The 15,727-nt window shown below is 71.1% G+C and carries 15 protein-coding genes; 6 read left to right on the forward strand and 9 right to left on the reverse strand.

The features are described from left to right. Positions 1–97: 97 nt before the first annotated feature. The 4 genes from ABB07_RS06705 to ABB07_RS06720 all read right to left on the reverse strand — a co-directional run bounded on the left by ABB07_RS06705 (position 98) and on the right by ABB07_RS06720 (position 5,501). Positions 98–607, reverse strand: coding sequence for an O-acetyl-ADP-ribose deacetylase (locus ABB07_RS06705; RefSeq protein WP_208897835.1), 510 nt, complete (start codon positions 605–607; stop codon positions 98–100). Further along, complete coding sequence (locus ABB07_RS06710; RefSeq protein WP_208897836.1) at positions 604–2,022, reverse strand: phytoene desaturase family protein; 1,419 nt, start codon at positions 2,020–2,022, stop codon at positions 604–606. Before ABB07_RS06710 ends, ABB07_RS06705 begins: the two co-directional genes overlap by 4 nt. Before the next feature lie 723 nt (positions 2,023–2,745). Next, complete coding sequence (locus tag ABB07_RS06715) at positions 2,746–3,594, reverse strand: inositol monophosphatase family protein (RefSeq protein WP_208897837.1); 849 nt, start codon at positions 3,592–3,594, stop codon at positions 2,746–2,748. Positions 3,595–3,686: 92 nt separating this feature from the next. Beyond that, entirely contained in the window at positions 3,687–5,501 is a 1,815-nt protein-coding gene (locus tag ABB07_RS06720) for a gamma-glutamyltransferase family protein (protein ID WP_208897838.1), read from the reverse strand. 142 nt (positions 5,502–5,643) lie between these two features. Here ABB07_RS06720 and lplAB point away from each other — a divergent pair, with 142 nt between their 5' ends. From lplAB to ABB07_RS06750, 6 genes are all read left to right on the forward strand, one after another. After that, positions 5,644–6,708, forward strand: a complete 1,065-nt coding sequence (lplAB, locus tag ABB07_RS06725) for a lipoate-protein ligase LplAB (protein WP_208897839.1) — start codon at positions 5,644–5,646, stop codon at positions 6,706–6,708. Positions 6,709–7,093: 385 nt separating this feature from the next. Further along, complete coding sequence (locus ABB07_RS06730) at positions 7,094–7,408, forward strand: SAV_915 family protein (protein WP_244189244.1); 315 nt, start codon at positions 7,094–7,096, stop codon at positions 7,406–7,408. Next, a complete protein-coding gene (locus tag ABB07_RS06735; RefSeq protein WP_208897840.1) occupies positions 7,405–7,707 on the forward strand; it encodes a DUF6317 family protein in 303 nt (100 codons plus the stop codon). The genes ABB07_RS06730 and ABB07_RS06735 overlap by 4 nt, the downstream gene beginning before the upstream one ends. After that, complete coding sequence (locus tag ABB07_RS06740) at positions 7,707–8,993, forward strand: WXG100 family type VII secretion target (protein WP_208897841.1); 1,287 nt, start codon at positions 7,707–7,709, stop codon at positions 8,991–8,993. The genes ABB07_RS06735 and ABB07_RS06740 overlap by 1 nt, the downstream gene beginning before the upstream one ends. Position 8,994: 1 nt before the next feature. Further along, complete coding sequence (locus tag ABB07_RS06745) at positions 8,995–9,516, forward strand: hypothetical protein (RefSeq protein WP_244189245.1); 522 nt, start codon at positions 8,995–8,997, stop codon at positions 9,514–9,516. Between the two features lie 133 nt (positions 9,517–9,649). Next, positions 9,650–10,342, forward strand: coding sequence for a hypothetical protein (locus ABB07_RS06750; protein WP_208897843.1), 693 nt, complete (start codon positions 9,650–9,652; stop codon positions 10,340–10,342). A gap of 53 nt (positions 10,343–10,395) precedes the next feature. On the opposite strand, the gene ABB07_RS06755 is transcribed toward ABB07_RS06750, so the two are convergent. The 5 genes from ABB07_RS06755 to ABB07_RS06775 all read right to left on the reverse strand — a co-directional run bounded on the left by ABB07_RS06755 (position 10,396) and on the right by ABB07_RS06775 (position 15,717). Further along, complete coding sequence (locus tag ABB07_RS06755) at positions 10,396–10,710, reverse strand: cytosine permease (protein WP_425264804.1); 315 nt, start codon at positions 10,708–10,710, stop codon at positions 10,396–10,398. A 131-nt stretch (positions 10,711–10,841) separates the two neighbouring features. Beyond that, positions 10,842–12,257 carry an MFS transporter gene (locus tag ABB07_RS06760; protein WP_208897844.1) on the reverse strand — a complete coding sequence of 472 codons (1,416 nt, stop codon included), beginning with the start codon at positions 12,255–12,257 and terminating at the stop codon, positions 10,842–10,844. A gap of 104 nt (positions 12,258–12,361) precedes the next feature. Continuing rightward, positions 12,362–14,197, reverse strand: a complete 1,836-nt coding sequence (gene asnB, locus ABB07_RS06765) for an asparagine synthase (glutamine-hydrolyzing) (protein WP_208897845.1) — start codon at positions 14,195–14,197, stop codon at positions 12,362–12,364. Positions 14,198–14,266: 69 nt separating this feature from the next. Further along, positions 14,267–14,455, reverse strand: coding sequence for a ferredoxin (locus tag ABB07_RS06770; RefSeq protein ID WP_208897846.1), 189 nt, complete (start codon positions 14,453–14,455; stop codon positions 14,267–14,269). 41 nt (positions 14,456–14,496) lie between these two features. Next, positions 14,497–15,717, reverse strand: a complete 1,221-nt coding sequence (locus ABB07_RS06775) for a cytochrome P450 (RefSeq protein WP_208897847.1) — start codon at positions 15,715–15,717, stop codon at positions 14,497–14,499. Between the last annotated feature and the right edge of the window lie 10 nt (positions 15,718–15,727).

A 15,727-nucleotide genomic window follows, 5' to 3' on the forward strand; every position in this document is an offset into this window, starting at 1 on the left:
AGGACCGTTGACGTGCCACCTGGCCGCCTTCCACCTGCCGGCCGTGCTCAGCGGGCGAAGTCGCGGGCACCACGGGAAGAACCGAACCGTGGTCCGATCAGCGGAGTTGCGTCGCGAACGCGTCGTAGGCCCGCTCGTCGAAGAGGACGAAGCGCACCTCTTCCACGGAGGTCGGTGTGTTCCGCACGGTGTCCACGGCGATCCGCGCCGCGTCCTGCATCGGCCACCGGTACACGCCGGTGGAGACGGCCGGGAACGCGACCGTACGGGCGCCGAGTTCGTCGGCGGCCTTCAGGGACTCGCGGTAGCAGGAGGCGAGCAGTGCGGAGCGGTCCTCGCTCTGGCTGTACACCGGGCCCACCGTGTGGATGACCCAGCAGGCGTCGAGTTCACCCGCCGTTGTGGCGACCGCCTGGCCGGTGGGCAGGCCCTTGCCGTACCGGGAGGCGCGCAGGGCGCGGCACTCCTGGAGGATGGCGGGGCCGCCGCGCCGGTGGATCGCGCCGTCGACTCCGCCACCGCCGAGCAGGGAGGAGTTGGCCGCGTTGACGATCGCGTCGGCGCTCTGCCGGGTGATGTCGCCCTGGACCAGGGTGATGCGGGTCATGTCTGCCTCAGTCTTCGCCATACGGCCTTGGCGGCGTTGTGCCCCGACATACCGTGCACACCGGGTCCCGGCGGGGTGGCCGAGGAGCAGATGAAGACGGCCGGATGGGGGGTGTGGTACGGGAACGGGGACAGTCTGGGGCGCAGCAGCAGCTGGAGTCCGGACGCCGCGCCGCAGGCGATGTCGCCGCCGACGTAGTTGGCGTTGTGGGCGGCCAGCTCGGCGGGGCCGGCGACGGCGCGGGCGAGGACACGGTCGCGGAAGCCGGGGGCGAACCGCTCCAGTTGGCGTTCCATGGCGTCGGTGAGGTCGCCGGACCAGCCGTTCGGGACATGGCCGTACGCCCAGAAGACCTGCTTGCCCTCGGGCGCCCGGGTCGGGTCGACGATGCTGGGCTGCACGGTGATCAGGAACGGCCGGCCGGGGGCACGGCCCTCGCGGGAGGCGGCGCGCAGGGCGGTGGAGATCTCGTCCTTGTTCGCGCCGATCTGCACGGTCGTGGCGGCGCGGGCCTCGGGCGCGGTCCAGGGCACCGGGCCGTCCAGCGCGTAGTCGATCTTGAACACGCCCGGGCCGTAGCGGTAGTGCGCGTAGGTGTCGCCGAAGCCGGCGATGCGGGCCAGCGCGGTGGGCGAGGTGTCGAAGACGTACGCCCGCGCGGGCGGCAGGTCGTCCAGTCGCTTGACCTCGTAGTCGGTGTGCACGGCGCCGCCGAGGTCTTTCAGATACCCGGCGAGGGCGTCGGAGATGGCCTGGGAACCGCCGCGGGGCACCGGCCAGCCGCGGGCGTGCGCGGACAGGGCGAAGACCAGGCCGACGGCGCCGGTGGCCAGGCCCTCGAGCGGCGCGATCACATGGGCCACCAGACCGGCGAACAGCGCCTTGGCCCGCTCGTCCTTGAAGCGGCGCAGCAGCCAGGTGGACGGCGGCAGTCCGGCCAGGCCGAAGCGGGCCAGGGTGACGGGGTCGCGCGGGAGGGCGGTCAGCGGCAGGGACATGAAGTCCCGCACGAGGGTGTCCCAGTGGGCCAGGAACGGCTCGACCAGTCTGCGGTACGCGCCCGCGTCCCGGGGTCCGAAGGAGGCGGCCGTCTCGGCCACCGAGCGGGACAGCACGGCCGCGGTGCCGTCGAGGAAGGGGTGCGCCATCGGCAGCTCGGAGTGCAGCCACTGCAGGCCGTAGCGGTCGAGGGGCAGGGCGCGGAACGCCGGTGAGTTGATGCCGAGGGGGTGGGCGGCCGAGCACGGGTCGTGCCGGAAGCCGGGCAGGGTCAGTTCCTCGGTGCGGGCGCCGCCGCCCACGGTGGACTTCGCCTCGAACAGGGCCACGGAGAAGCCGCGGCGGGCCAGCTCCACGGCAGCGGTCAGTCCGTTCGGTCCCGCACCCACCACGACCGCATCGAGCATCGACGGCACCTTCGGACCCCTTCGTCAGCCGATGGCCACTCGGGGTCAGGATATGCCGCAGGACTGACATTCCCTCGGGCCGGGGGGTCGGGGGGCCGGGGGGCCGGGGGGCCGGGGGGCCGGGCGGGCGGGCGCCGGGGGCCGGGGAGTCGGGTGGCAGGGAGTCGGGTGGCGGGGACCGGGAGGCTGGGGGCGGGCGCCGGGGAGTCGGGTGGCGGGGACCCGGTGGCCGGGTGGGCGGGCGCCGGGGGCCGGGCAGCGGGGGGTCGAGTGGCGAGGACCCGGTGGCCGGGGGCGGGCGCTGGGAGGCTGGGCAGCGGGGAGTCGCGGACCGGGAGGCCGGGCGCCGGGAGGCCGGGCCCCGGGAGGCCAGCGTCCGCAGGCGCCCGGGTAGCGCGTCGCGCGGGACCGGGTCGACGGCGCCGTTGGGATGCGGACCGCTCTCGGGCGCCGGTCCGTGGTGGCTCGTCACGCCCCCGCGGCGGAGCCGCATATCGACACAGCCCCGCGCCCCTGGAGGGCAAGGTCGCCAGCCTCTGCCGAACCGGTTCCCCCGTGGGCCTCAGGACGCCGCGCGGAGCAGTCCAGCCATCCGTCGGCGGTCACGGTGCGGACCCATGGTGGCGTGTCGCGCCCACGCGGCCCACGCGGCGGAGCCGCATATCGATACAGCCCCGCGCCCCTGGGGCAAGGTCGCCGGCCTGCGCCGAACCGGGCGTGCCCCCGTGGGCCTCAGGTCGCCGTGCGCAGCAGTTCCGCCACGCGGTGGGCGGTCGCGGTGTCGCGGGCCGCGGTGAACGGCAGTGCGTTGCCGCCGGTCACGCGGAACGGCTCGCCGTCGCGGGTGAGGTGCGCGCCGCCCGCCTCCTCGACCAGGAGCAGCCCGGCCGCGTGGTCCCAGGCGGCCTCCCAGGAGAACGCGACCGCGTCCAACTCGCCCCGGGCGACGGCGAGATACTCCAGGCCCGCCGAACCGCAGGGGCGCGGGGCGAGGCCGTCGGTCCACAGGGCGCGCAGCGCGCGCTTCTGCTCGTCCGTGGTGTAGTCCGGGTGGGACGTGGCGACGACGAGGTCCCGGCCGGGCGCGGGCGGGCCCGCGAACAGCCGCTCGCCGTCAAGGAAGGCGCCCTGGCCACGGACCGCGGTGGCGAGCTGGTCGCGCGCCGCGGCGTAGGTCCAGGAGGCCAGGACGACGCCCCGGTGGGCGAGGGCGACCAGGGTGCAGAAGCCCTCGTCGCCGTGCACGAACTGGCGGGTGCCGTCGACCGGGTCGACGATCCAGACCGGCGCGTCGCCCTGGAGCGCCGCGTAGGTCGCCGGGTCGGCGTGCACCGCCTCCTCGCCGACCACGACCGAGCCGGGCAGCAGCGCGCCGAGGTCGGCGGTGAGCCGCAGCTCGGCGAGCCGGTCGGCGTCCGTCACCAGGTCGTGGGGGCCGCTCTTCTGGTCCACCTCGTCGTCGGCGAGGCGGCGGAAGCGGGGCAGGATCTCGGCCGCGGCGGCCTTGCGGACCGCGTCCTCCACGTCGGCCGAGCAGCGGGCGAGAAACTCGTCGATGGTTTCCGTCATTGCTTCGATCATGCCCTCCATGAGACCACGCCCCACTGACAATCCCCGCCCGCCCGGTGCACAGCGGGTGAAATCGGGATGAAGAACGGGTGCCGGACGATCACTCAGCGGCCCACCGCGTACCCCTGCATGCCGCGCGGGTTCGCCGCCGCCGACAGCACGCCGGTCTCCGGGTCCCGGGCCACCGCGCACAGGCGTCCCTCGGACCAGGCGGGGCCGACGGTGACGTCGTGGCCGCGTCGCCGCAGTTCCCCGACCACCTCGGCGTCCATGCGGGACTCCACGGTCACGCTGCCGGGGCGGTGGCCTCGCGGGTAGAAGGAGCTGGGGAAGCCGTCGTTGTGCCAGTTCGGTGCGTCGATGGCGCCCTGGAGGTCGAGACCGCCCCGGACCGGGGGCCGCAGGGCGGCGGCGAGGAAGAAGTGCAGCTGCCACTGGTCCTGCTGGTCGCCGCCGGGCGTGCCGAACGCCAGGACCGGCACGCCGTCCCGCAGCGCGAGGGACGGGGTGAGGGTGGTGCGCGGGCGGCGGCCGGGGGTGAGGGAGTTCGGCAGGCCCTCCTCCAGCCAGGTCATCTGCAGGCGCGTGCCGAGCGGGAAGCCCAGCTCGGGCACGACCGGGTTGGACTGCAGCCAGCCGCCGCTGGGCGTGGCCGCGATCATGTTGCCCCAGCGGTCCACGACGTCGAGGTGGCAGGTGTCGCCACGGGTCGTGCCGTCGGCGGCCACCTGCGGCTCCCCGGGGAGCTCCGCGACCGTCGGCTCACCGGCACCCATCGGGTCGAAGCCGCGGTCGCCGGTCCCCACGCGCGCGTACGCCTGCGCCGGCAGCCGCGGGGTGCGTCCGCCGGGGCTGCCCGGCCGCAGCTCCCAGGAGGCCTTGGCGCCGAGCAGGGCCCGCCGCCCGGCGTTATAGCCGTCCGAGAGCAGCTCGGCCACCGGCACCTCGGCGGCGTCCCCGTACCAGGCCTCGCGGTCGGCCATGGCGAGCTTGCAGCCCTCGATCAGCAGGTGGACGTACTCGGCGGAGCCGTGCGCGGGCAGCTCGGGCGGGAGCAGGGCGAGCTGCTGGAGGAGGGCGGGGCCCTGGCTCCAGGGGCCGGCCTTGCACACGGTCCAGCCGTTCCAGTCGTAGCTCACCGGGGTCTCGTAGGCGGCCGACCAGCCGGCGAGGTCGGCCCCGGTGAGCGTGCCGGTGTGGCGCGCGCCGCTGGTGTCCCTCGTGGGCCGCCCGGACTGCCGTACCAGGGCCTCGGCGACGAAGCCGGAGCGCCACACCTCGCGGGCGGCGTCGATCCGGGCCTCCCGGTCGCCGCTGCCCGCGGTCTCGGCCAGCAGCCGCTTCCAGGTGGCGGCGAGGGCGGGGTTGCGGAAGAGCGCACCGGGGCGGGGTGCCCGGCCGCCGGGCAGGTACACCTCGGCCGACGAGGTCCACTCGGTCTCGAACAGCTCCCGTACGGTCTCCACGGTCGCGCCGAGCTTCTCCACGGGCGCGTGCCCGTGCTCGGCGTATCCGATGGCGTACTTCAGCACCTCCGCCAGGGACTTGGTGCCGTGGTCGCGCAGGAGCAGCAGCCAGGCGTCGAAGGCGCCGGGCACGGCGGCCGCGAGCGGTCCGGTGCCGGGTACGAGGTCCAGTCCGAGCCCCCGGTAGTGGGCGACGGTGGCGCCGGCCGGGGCCACGCCCTGCCCGCACAGCACGCGCACCTCGCCACCGGCCGGCGCGAGCAGGATCGGTACCTCGCCGGCCGGTCCGTTCAGGTGCGGTTCCACCACGTGCAGCACGAACGCGCCGGCCACGGCGGCGTCGAACGCGTTGCCGCCGTCCTCCAGGACCGCCATCGCCGACTGGGAGGCCAGCCAGTGGGTGGAGGACACCATGCCGAAGGTGCCCTGCAGGGTGGGCCGGGTGGCGAACACGACAGACGTCTCCTCGGCTCGGGTACCTCGTCCGGGTGATCGTACGAGCGTGGTCGCCGTCCGGGGAACAGGGCACGGACCCGCGCCGTTGATCTCGTGCGGAGGACGGCAGGGGAGGACGGCAGGGACGGAGGCCCAGGCGGTGCACGGTGAGTACAAGGTGCCCGGCGGCAAGCTCGTCGTCGTGGACGTGGAGGCCGCGGACGGCGTGCTGCGGCACGTGCGCGTGGCGGGCGACTTCTTCCTGGAGCCGGACGAGGCGCTGGACGCGGTGAACCGTGCGCTGGAGGGCGCCCCGGCGGACACCGACGCGGCGGGCCTGGCCGCGCGGATCGAGGCGGCGCTGCCCGCGGGGACCGTGATGTACGGGCTGACCTCGGAGGGCGTGGGCATCGCGGTGCGCCGTGCCCTCGCGCACGCCACGGACTGGACCGACTACGACTGGCAGCTGATCCACGAGGGCCCGCAGCCGCCCGCACTGCACATGGCCCTGGACGAGGTGCTGACCGCCGAGGTCGCCGCGGGCCGGCGCCCGCCGACGCTCAGGGTGTGGGAGTGGGGCGCCCCGGCGGTGATCATCGGCAGCTTCCAGTCCCTGCGCAACGAGGTGGACCCGCAGGGCGCCGCGCGGCACGGCGTCGAGGTGGTGCGGCGGATCTCCGGCGGCGGCGCGATGTTCGTGGAGCCGGGCGACACCATCACCTACTCGCTGTCGGTGCCCGAGTCCCTCGTGCAGGGCCTGTCCTTCCAGGACAGCTACGCCTACCTGGACGACTGGGTGCTGGGCGCGCTCGGCGACATGGGCATCCGGGCCTGGTACCAGCCGCTGAACGACATCGCGACCGACCAGGGCAAGATCGCGGGCGCGGCGCAGAAGCGGATCGTCGGCCCCGGCGGGGGCCCGGGCGCCGTGCTGCACCACGTGACCATGGCGTACGACATCGACGCCGACAAGATGACGGAGGTGCTGCGCATCGGGCGGGAGAAGCTGTCCGACAAGGGGACGAGGTCCGCGAAGAAGCGGGTCGATCCGCTGCGCCGGCAGACCGGCCTGCCGCGGGCGGCGGTCATCGACCGGATGATCGAGTCGTTCCGCGCGCGGTACGGCCTGGCGCCGGGCAGGACCACGGACGAGGAGCTGGCGCGCGCGCAGGAGCTGGCGCGGACGAAGTTCACGTCGGCGGAGTGGACGGCGCGGGTACCGTAGCTTCCGGCCCGGCCGGAAGCGCTGGTTCAGCAACGGGTCAAGGGCTGCCCTGGGCCAGGCCAAACGGTCGTATGGGTTCCGTGCACACCCACGTCGCCTCCCCGACATAGCCGGATTTGCCCTCTTGCCTGCTCGCTACCGTGGTCTGGCTCGATCGGCCACAGAGAACCACGGGGAAGAGGTGACGGCGGTGGGGGCGCCGATACGTTCACGGCTGCATGACTTCCTGGAACCGGATCCGGACGGGCATACCGGCCTGTCACAGCAGGTCCCGGAGCCGCGCCGTTCGGCTCTACTGGACCTGGTGGAGAACGCGCCGCCTTCCCGGCCGGGCACGGACGACCGGCCCGGACCCAAGCCGGGCATACCGGCTTACGGAACACCGGTGTTCGTACCGGCACATCCCAGGTCTGTCGCCGGGACGGGCCTGGCGGGCCGCCCCGCGCGCGTGCCCTTCGTGGTCTTCGAGCTCTTCGACCATCCCGCGCTCGGTACCGTGGCTTTCGCGTTCACCACCCTGGAGAAGTTGGTCGACGCTCTCGGCGAGGCCCAGCCCTGGGCGGCCACCTCGCTCGGACCACTGGCCGAGGCCGTACGCGAGCAGGGTGTCACGGTCGTCCTGGACCCGCGGGTGGCCCCCGGAACCCCCAACTGGCGGCCGGAGGATCTGGCTGCCTACGCACGGGAGGTGCGCCAGTGACGGCTGACTTCAAGGTGGTGTACAGCGATCTGTCCACCCTGGCGAAGACTTTCCACGATGAGGCCGGAAATTACCGCAAGCTGCATCCCGATGTGGCGCCACCCGTGGTGAGCGGCGGCGATCCGGGGCTCGACTCGGCGATCAAGGAAGTCGCCGATCTCATCGTCTCCCTGCATCTGCTTCTCGCGGACCGGATGGACGACCACGGGGACAAAGCCGCGTACGCGCGCGACTCCTTCCACCGTCACGACGTGGACGTCCACGGCGTGTTCCAGGACCTGATGCCGGACGGAGGCTGATGAGCGACAGCTGGGTCGGCGGAGACATCGGCGGGCTTCGCACGATGGCCGACACGTACAAGAACGCCAAGGACAAGCTGGACGGCATCGTCAAGCCGCTCAGCAGCGCCGTGGACAAGCTCGTGGACGACGCGAGCTGGAAGGGCGAAGCGGCCTCGACCTTCCGCGGCAAGTGGAGCGAGGACGCGGTGGCCGCCGGCGGCTTCGCCGAACTGGTGCACGCGACGGGCGGGATCCTCGAGACGCTGGCCAACGCGCTGTCGACGTGCGAGACATCCCTCCAGAACGCGCAGCACATCGCGGCTGGCAAGGGGGTGTCCACCGACGCCAAGGGGGCGCCTCTGCCGATCATGACAGCGAACCCACCGAGCGCGGCCGACCAGAAGGCCGTCTCCGCGATGAACGAGTACACCACGGCGCGCAACGAGATCCTGCGCACTGCCCAGCACGCTCGTCTGGTGGCGGCACAGCAGTTGCAGAAGCTGTACGACAAGGCGACGGCGAAGGACGGTGTGTCCCCGGGCGACAAGATCACCCTGTACGACGCACTGCGCACCCTGTACGCCTACGACGCCGAGGACGCCCGGGCAGGGGGCATCGAGGCGCGTAAGCACATCGACGCGGCCAAGGCCGAGGCGAAGGCGGCCAAGAAACAGCTCGGCGCCGAACGCAAGGTGTTCCAGCAGCAGGGCCGCAAGATGCCCGACGACCTGCCCGCCAAGAGTGCTTACCGCGACGCGGTCACCAAGGTCGACTCGCTGGAGGAGGCGATCGCCCGCGCTGACAACGGCAGCACCAACCTGCCCTACGACCGCGCTTTGAACGTCAAGCTGGCCGACGCCGCCGACGCGCTCCGCCTGGGCAAGGGACTGGAAGCATTGCCGGACGTGTTCAAGGAACTGCCGGTGCTCGACGTGGCAGCTGCCGGCGCCTGTGGTGTGCTCGAAGCGAAGGGCGACCACGACGAGGGGTGGTCCTGGCAGCATTCCGTCGCCGTGGACGGGACCGCCAACGTCGGTGGTCTGGTCGCGGGAGCGGCGCTGGCCACCGCTCTGCTGCCGGCCGAGGCTCCGGCCGCCGCCGTGGCCGTAGTGGGTGTGGGAGCGGCGGTTGTGTCGACCAGTCTCATCGACCACTCCCTGCACGAGCACTGGAGCGAGGACATTCACGATCACGGTGTGATCGGTGGAGTGGCCGTAGGCACTGGTCATGTCCTGAAAGACACAGGCAAGGACATCGGGCGTCTGGGGAAGGACATCTGGCATGGCGTCTCGAGCATCTTCTGAGATGGGTGCCGCACAAGGCCACACCGAGATCCCGTCGCTGCCGCGGCTCGGCACCACCTGGTACGAGCGCGGCACACGCTACTGGCTGCGCCGCGCGCGCATCGCCTTGGGCCTGCTCGTGGCATCGGCGATCCTGGCGTTCTTCGCACTGAGTCTCTACGGCGGGTTCACCAGCCAGTGGTCGCCGCCGGCGCGCACGGCGGCGGACTGGGTGCAGGCGGCCGGGTCGTGCGTGGCCGTGGTCTGGGGCTGGCTGAAGCAGCGCCGGGATCACCGAGCGGGCCTGCTCGAGCCGCCCACTCCCGCCGACAGCCTCGCGGCCATGAGTGCTCACAAGACACGTACCCCCGGACTGTCGGTGACCGGACGCGGCCTGGCGCTCGTCCTCGCCCCCATCATGCCGGTCGTGGCCGCGTGGTGCGTCGGCTGGTTCCTCGCGTATGCCACCGTCCGCGAGTACCCCAGCGAGGTCGGCGCCCGCCGCTGGCTCACCGCACAAAACGGGCAGATCCGTACGTCGTGAAGGCTCTGCCGTAACCGCCCGCGCACGCTGCGAGTTTCCGCTTCCGCACCACAGGGAGTCGTGTGACACTGGCGTCCCACGTCCACCCCTGCGGACCCCTTCCGTACCTCCTCCCCCACACGAGAAGTGCGTCGTGCGTTCTCTTCCTCTGCCGCTCGCCCTCACCGCGCGGATCTCGCCGGTCGCGGTGCTCGCCTGTGCCGGCTGGGCGCTGACGTCCGGCCCCGCCGCGCCGCAGGCGGCGGCCGGGCACCAGACCGCCCAGCAGACGTCCGCCCAGTCGTCTTCGTCGTCGTCCTCCGACCCGTCGTCCACCGCGGCGGCGAAGGCGTACAGCACCGCGCCCTCCCCGTGCACCAGCGTGCCCGCGGCGACCGTCAAGTCCCTGGTGCCGGGCGCGAAGACGACCGGCAAGGAGATCCCGTCGACGGACACCAGGCTGCGCCGCACCTGCTCCTGGAACGCGCTGCAGGGCTACGACTACCGCTGGCTCGACGTGTCCTTCGAGATCAGCGGGTCGGACCAGGAGGCGACCCAGGAGTACGAGCAGCGGGTGAAGGAGAAGAGCGGCGGCGGAGCCGTACCGGGGCTCGGGAACAGCGCCTACTCGGTCGTCAACCTCACCACGGAGGACAAGCAGCAGACCCGCGAGGGCGTGGTGATGGTCCGGGTGTCCAACGCCCTGGTGATCGTCACCTACAACGGCAGCAACTTCGACACGAAGAAGGCGCCCGGCACGGACGAGATCAACAAGGGTGCCATCCAGGCGGCGCGGGCCGCGGTGGGCGCGCTCGGGGGCGGGCAGTCGGGGTCGAACTCCGGCTGACCGCCCAAGCCCGTTTCGCCTCCGACCCCACCCGCCTCGCGCCCCCGACTCCCTTACGGCGTCGCCTCCTTGCGGCCGGTCAGTAGGGTGAGGGCCAGGTAGAGCACCAGGGACGTGCCGAGGCCCACCGCCCAGCCGTAGTCGGCGAGGGAGGACAGGGCGGGGATGGGCCGGCCGTCGATCAGGGGCTTGAAGCCGGCGCCGCCGACCGCCAGGACACCGCCCGCGAGGAACGCGACGACGGCCCGCCAGTTCCAGCCGCCCGCGTACCAGGAGCGGCCACCGGTGCGGTTTTTGCCGTAGCGACTGAGGAAGGGCGTGGCCCAGTCCTCGAAGCGGCGGACGGTGTCCATGCCCCGGTGGATGATCGCGACCCAGTCACCGCCGAGGGCGACCGCGAGCGCAGCGTCCAGGGGGATCGTCCCCGGATCACGCACGGCCCGCGGCGCGCGCCGTGGGCAAGCTCCGCAGATATCGCCTGGTCCAAGCCCGTCCCGCTTCACACCGTCCGACGGCCCACCGCCGAGACGTACTTCAGCGTGATCAGCGCGGCCGCGCCGTAACAAAGGGCTGTGACGAGGAAAGAGGTACGGGCTCCCACATACCAGTTGTCAGGATGTGCCAGAGCGATGCCGATGACAGCGACGCCGACCAGTCCACCGAACTGACGGTTCGTGTTGAGCATGGAGCTGGCGATGTTCGCGTGCTCCGCGCCCGCGGACTCCATCAGTGCGAAGGTCATGGCCGGCGCACTGACGCCGATACCGAAGTTGGCGGTACCAACGGCCGCGGCCAGCATCCAGTACGGCGTGGAGTCGCCGATACCGAGCAGCGCCGCGGAGGCCACGCCCGCGAGGAACAGGGCGGCGATCAGGGGCCGACGCACGCCCCAACGGTGGCTGTACCGGGCGAAAGTCAGGTTACCGACCAGCGGTCCAGCCATCATGGGCAGCATCTGGACTCCGGCCAGAAAGGGCGAGGCTCCTCGCGCGTTCTGCAGGAAGAGACCGAGCATGAAGATCCCTCCCATGAGCCCGAAGTTGATGAGGAACCCGACGAGGTTGGCTGCGGTGAAGCGGGAATCGCGGAAGAGGTCGAGCGGAACGACAGGCGCTGAGCTGCGGCGCTGTTGCACTACCAGCGCGACGAGAAAGACGACGGCTGCCACACCCGAGAGGAGGACGGGGACCGACGACCAGCCGAATGAGGGCCCCTCGATCAGCGTGAAGGACAGTGCCACGAGCCCGAGAACTCCCAAAGCGTTGCCCAGAACCCGGGGCCGGACGCGTTGCGCCGGGATCGCGGCGATGTATCGCCTGGTCAGAAAGATACCTGCGACACCGATCGGCAGGTTGAACACAAAGATGCTGCGCCAGCCGAGCGCGCCGACCAGGACTCCCCCGATCACCGGTCCCAGCGCCGTGAACGTGGACACGATCGCCGTCCACAGCCCCACCATGCGGGTCCGCAGCTTGGGATCGGGGAAGGAGTTCGTGAGCAGCGTCAGTGAGGCCGGCATGAACAGGGCGGCTCCCGCCCCCTGTATCAATCTCGCGGTGATCAGTGCCGGGCCGTTCGAGGCGAACCCGCACGCGGCTGACGCCGCTACGAACACCACCATGCCCTGAAGGTAGATCTTCTTGGCGCCAAAGCGGTCTGCCAGCGAACCAGCGAGGAGCAGCAGCGACGCAAAGGTCAGTACATATCCGTCGATCACCCATGTGAGCTCGGAAAAGTTCAGGCGCAACAAGGTTCGGATCTTCGTACCGGCTATGTTCACGACGGTGGCGTCGACCGTCGCCATGACAAACCCGGCCGCGAGAGCAGCCAGCTTCAGGCCAGGCCCGCCGCCTGGATCGGATGTCTGACCGACCGCGTCTTCAGGGGCTTGGGCGCTCGCCGCATCGCTGGACATGGTCTCCTTCTGTCGGATTGATGGGCAATGCGACTGAACCAGAGGAAGGTTCAGGCTGGGCTCGACCCCGTCTCAGGGGCGAGCCCAGCCCGAGGACGGCCGGATCAGTCGAACTTCAGCGTCGGGTTCCGCAGATCGAGCCACATCGCCAGGTCGAGCGAGCGTTCCAGCACTGTTCGCTGCTGGAGGCTGATGGTGTCCTTGTCCGCCTTCACCGCCTCGCTCAGCCGGTCCCGGCTGCACAGTGCCAGCGCCTGGTGATCGCGGTCGAGCAGGTCGGAGGCCTGGGACTGCACCGCCGCGAGGTACTGCGGGTCGAAGCTGCTGGGGTAGCCGCTCTTCTTGCGGTCGGCCACGGACCGCGGCAGCATGTCGCGCGTCGCCGCGCGCAGAAGGCTCTTCTCCCTGCCGTCGAACGCCTTCAGCGACCACGGGGTGTTGAAGACGTACTGCACGAGACGGTGGTCACAGAACGGGACACGCACCTCGAGCCCGGCCGCCATGCTCATCCGGTCCTTGCGGTCGAGCAGGGGCTGCATCTTCCGCGTCACGTTCAGATAGCAGACCTGGCGCATCCGCTTCTCCAGGCCGGTCTCGCCCTCCTTCAGCGGGACCTCCTTCAGGGCGTCGAGATAGTGGTCCTGGACGTAGGTCCGCAGGTCGAGGCGGCGTGACAGGTCGTCGTCCAGGAGGCCGCCCGCCTCGAAGAGGGAGCCCTTGCCCGCGAGCCAGGGGAAGGTGTCCGCGTAGCGGAACCTGTCCTCGTGGAACCACGGGTAGCCCCCGAACAACTCGTCCGCCGACTCCCCGGAGAGCGCCACCGTCGACTGCTCGCGCACGGCCTTGAAGAGGAGGTGGAGCGAGTTGTCGCGGTCGCCGATCCCGTTGGGGAAGTCCCGTGCGCCGACGGCGGCTCGCCGTACCTCCGGGTCGGCCAGCGCGCTGCCGTGGAGCACGATGTCCCGGTGGTCGCTCCCCACGTGCTCGGCCACCGCGTGCGCGAACGGGGTGTCCCGGGTGGGGGCGAGGTCGATCGCCTTGAAGTTCTCCTCCTGGTTCGGGAAGTCCACGGCGAAGGTGCGGACCGTCTCGCCCCGCTCCCTGAGCTGCTGGGCCGCCAGGGCGGTGATGACGGAGGAGTCGAGACCGCCGGAGAGCAGCGTGCAGCGGGGTACGTCCGCGACGAGCTGCCGGGAGATGATGTCCTCCAGCAGCTCCCTGACGTGGGCGACGGTGGCCTGCCGGTCGTCCGTGTGGTCGCTGGCCTCAAGGCTCCAATAGGGGTATTCCCGCAGCCCGTTGACGTCGGTCACGGCGACGTGGCCGGGGCGCAGCTCGCGCATCCCGTCCCAGATCGCGTGTCCCGGGGTCTTGGCGAAGGAGAACATCTCCCGCAGCCCGTCCAGGCCGACGACGGCGGAGCAGAGCGGGTTCGCCAGGATCGCCTTGGGCTCGGAGCCGAAGAGGACGCCGTCCTCGGTCTCGTAGTAGTAGAAGGGCTTGACGCCCAGCCTGTCCCTGACCATGACGAGCTTCTCGGTGCGTGAGTCCCAGACGGCGAAGGCGAACATGCCGTTCAGGTGCTCACCGATCGCCTCGCCCCACTCCACATAGCCGCGGAGCACGACCTCGGTGTCCGAGTCCGTGGTGAAACGGTGCCCGCGGCGGCGGAGTTCGTCGCGCAGTTCGGTGTAGTTGTAGGTCTCTCCTGAATAGACCATCACCACTTCGCCGTCCGCGGTGTCCGCCCGCATCGGCTGTGCGCCGCCGGGCAGGTCGATGACGGCGAGCCGCCGATGGCCGAGGGCGGCGTGCCGGCCCGCCCACGTGCCTCGTGTGTCGGGACCGCGGTAGGCCATGGTCTCGGTCATGGCATCGAGGACCTGCGAGTGCTGCGTCAGATCCCGACGGTACGAAACCCAGCCGGCAATACCGCACATGGGATCAAACCTTCCCTCGAAGATAGGTGCATCAAGTTCAACCTCGGTAACCAGTGCCGCCGGCCGGTGTCATTCCAGCTGGATCACGTCCGCCGGGCAGATGGCGATGGCGTCCTCGACCGCCTCACGCGCGTCGTCGGAGGGCGCGGGGTCCAGAAGGATCACGATCCCGTCGTCGTCCTGGTCGAAGATCTCCGGCGCGACCAGTACGCACTGTCCCGCGCCGCAGCAGTTGTCCGTCTCGATGGAAATTTTCATGGTTCTCCTCCTCGGGTGTCAGGCCGCTGGTCGCTGAGCGGTCACCAGGTGACCGGAAGTGCGTGGCAGCCGTAGACCAACATGTCGCTGCGGAAGGGAACGTCCGCGAATTCCACCGCCAGACGCAGCTCCGGAAAGCGGGCCAGCAGCGTGTTCAGGGAGATCTCCAGCTCGGCACGCGCCAAGGACTGGCCGAGGCACTGGTGCACGCCGTACCCGAAGGCGATGTGGTGCTGGGCGTTCCGGCGTCGGATGTCGAACGTGTCGCCGTCGGGGAAGTGCTCCGGGTCGCGATTGGCGGAGGCGACGGCACATACGATTCCCTCGCCCGCCTTGATGAGTTGGCCGCCCACTTCGACGTCCGCGATCGCGGCCCGCCGCGGCCCGCTGCGCGTGATGCTGTGGAAACGCAGCAGTTCCTCGACGGCTCCCGGCATCAAGGAGGGGTCCGTGCGCAGTTCGTCGGCCGCGTGTGGATTGCGGATCAGTGTCAGCGCGCCGAGCCCGATCATGTTCGCGGTGGTCTCGTGCCCGGCGATCAAGAGCAGCGTGGCGGTCCCCGTGACCTCTTCCCGGGTCAACTGGCCTTGGCGCATCCGCTCGTGGACCAGCTCACTGAGGATGTCGTCGCCCGGGTCCCCCTCCTTGCTGGCGACGAGGTGGCTCAGGTAGGCGCGCAGCTCCTTGCGGGCCGTGGTGCGCTCGTCCTCGGTGTTCACCCGGGAGAGCACGGTGGCGGTGATCGACTGGAAGAGGTCCCGGTCTTCGTACGGCACGCCGAGCAGCAGGCTGATGACAAGGGAAGGAAGCGGGAGCGCCAGGGACCTCACCAGGTCCACGGACCCGTCGGGTCCGTCCTTGCGTTTCTGTTCCTCCATCTCGTCGCACAGGTGGTCGGTGATCTGCTGGATGCGAGCGCGCAGCGCGGACACGCTCTTCACGGTGAAGGAGTGCGTCAGCATTCTGCGCCGGCGACTGTGCTCGGGAGGGTCGGTGCGTATGAGGCTGCTGCCTTCACCGGCGGTCACCATGCCGCTTCGGGGGAATCCCGGAGCGTTCACGTCGGAACTGAACCGGGCATCCGACAGAGCGCCGCGGATGTCCGCATAGCGCGTCAGCAGCCAGGCCCAGCTGCCGTCGGGCAGCGAGACACGGCTGACCGGATGTTCGACGCGCAGTTTCGTGTACTCCCGCGGCGGGGAGAAGGGGCAGCCCGGCGGGGGTTCGGCGGGCAGGGGGGCGAGTGTCCTGGATTGATCCACGTCAGTCCTT

The organism is Streptomyces incarnatus, assembly GCF_001027185.1.
Classification (GTDB): Bacteria; Actinomycetota; Actinomycetes; order Streptomycetales; family Streptomycetaceae; genus Streptomyces; species Streptomyces puniciscabiei.

Bases quoted from the DNA above. Each gene is read 5' to 3' on its own strand.
- ABB07_RS06715 (WP_208897837.1), bottom strand. From the start codon at position 3,594: ATGATCGAAGCAATGACGGAAACCATCGACGAGTTTCTCGCCCGCTGC.
- ABB07_RS06770 (WP_208897846.1), bottom strand. From the start codon at position 14,455: ATGAAAATTTCCATCGAGACGGACAACTGCTGCGGCGCGGGACAGTGC.
- ABB07_RS06705 (WP_208897835.1), bottom strand. From the start codon at position 607: ATGACCCGCATCACCCTGGTCCAGGGCGACATCACCCGGCAGAGCGCC.
- ABB07_RS06760 (WP_208897844.1), bottom strand. From the start codon at position 12,257: ATGTCCAGCGATGCGGCGAGCGCCCAAGCCCCTGAAGACGCGGTCGGT.
- ABB07_RS06745 (WP_244189245.1), top strand. From the start codon at position 8,995: ATGGGTGCCGCACAAGGCCACACCGAGATCCCGTCGCTGCCGCGGCTC.
- asnB (WP_208897845.1), bottom strand. From the start codon at position 14,197: ATGTGCGGTATTGCCGGCTGGGTTTCGTACCGTCGGGATCTGACGCAG.
- ABB07_RS06740 (WP_208897841.1), top strand. From the start codon at position 7,707: ATGAGCGACAGCTGGGTCGGCGGAGACATCGGCGGGCTTCGCACGATG.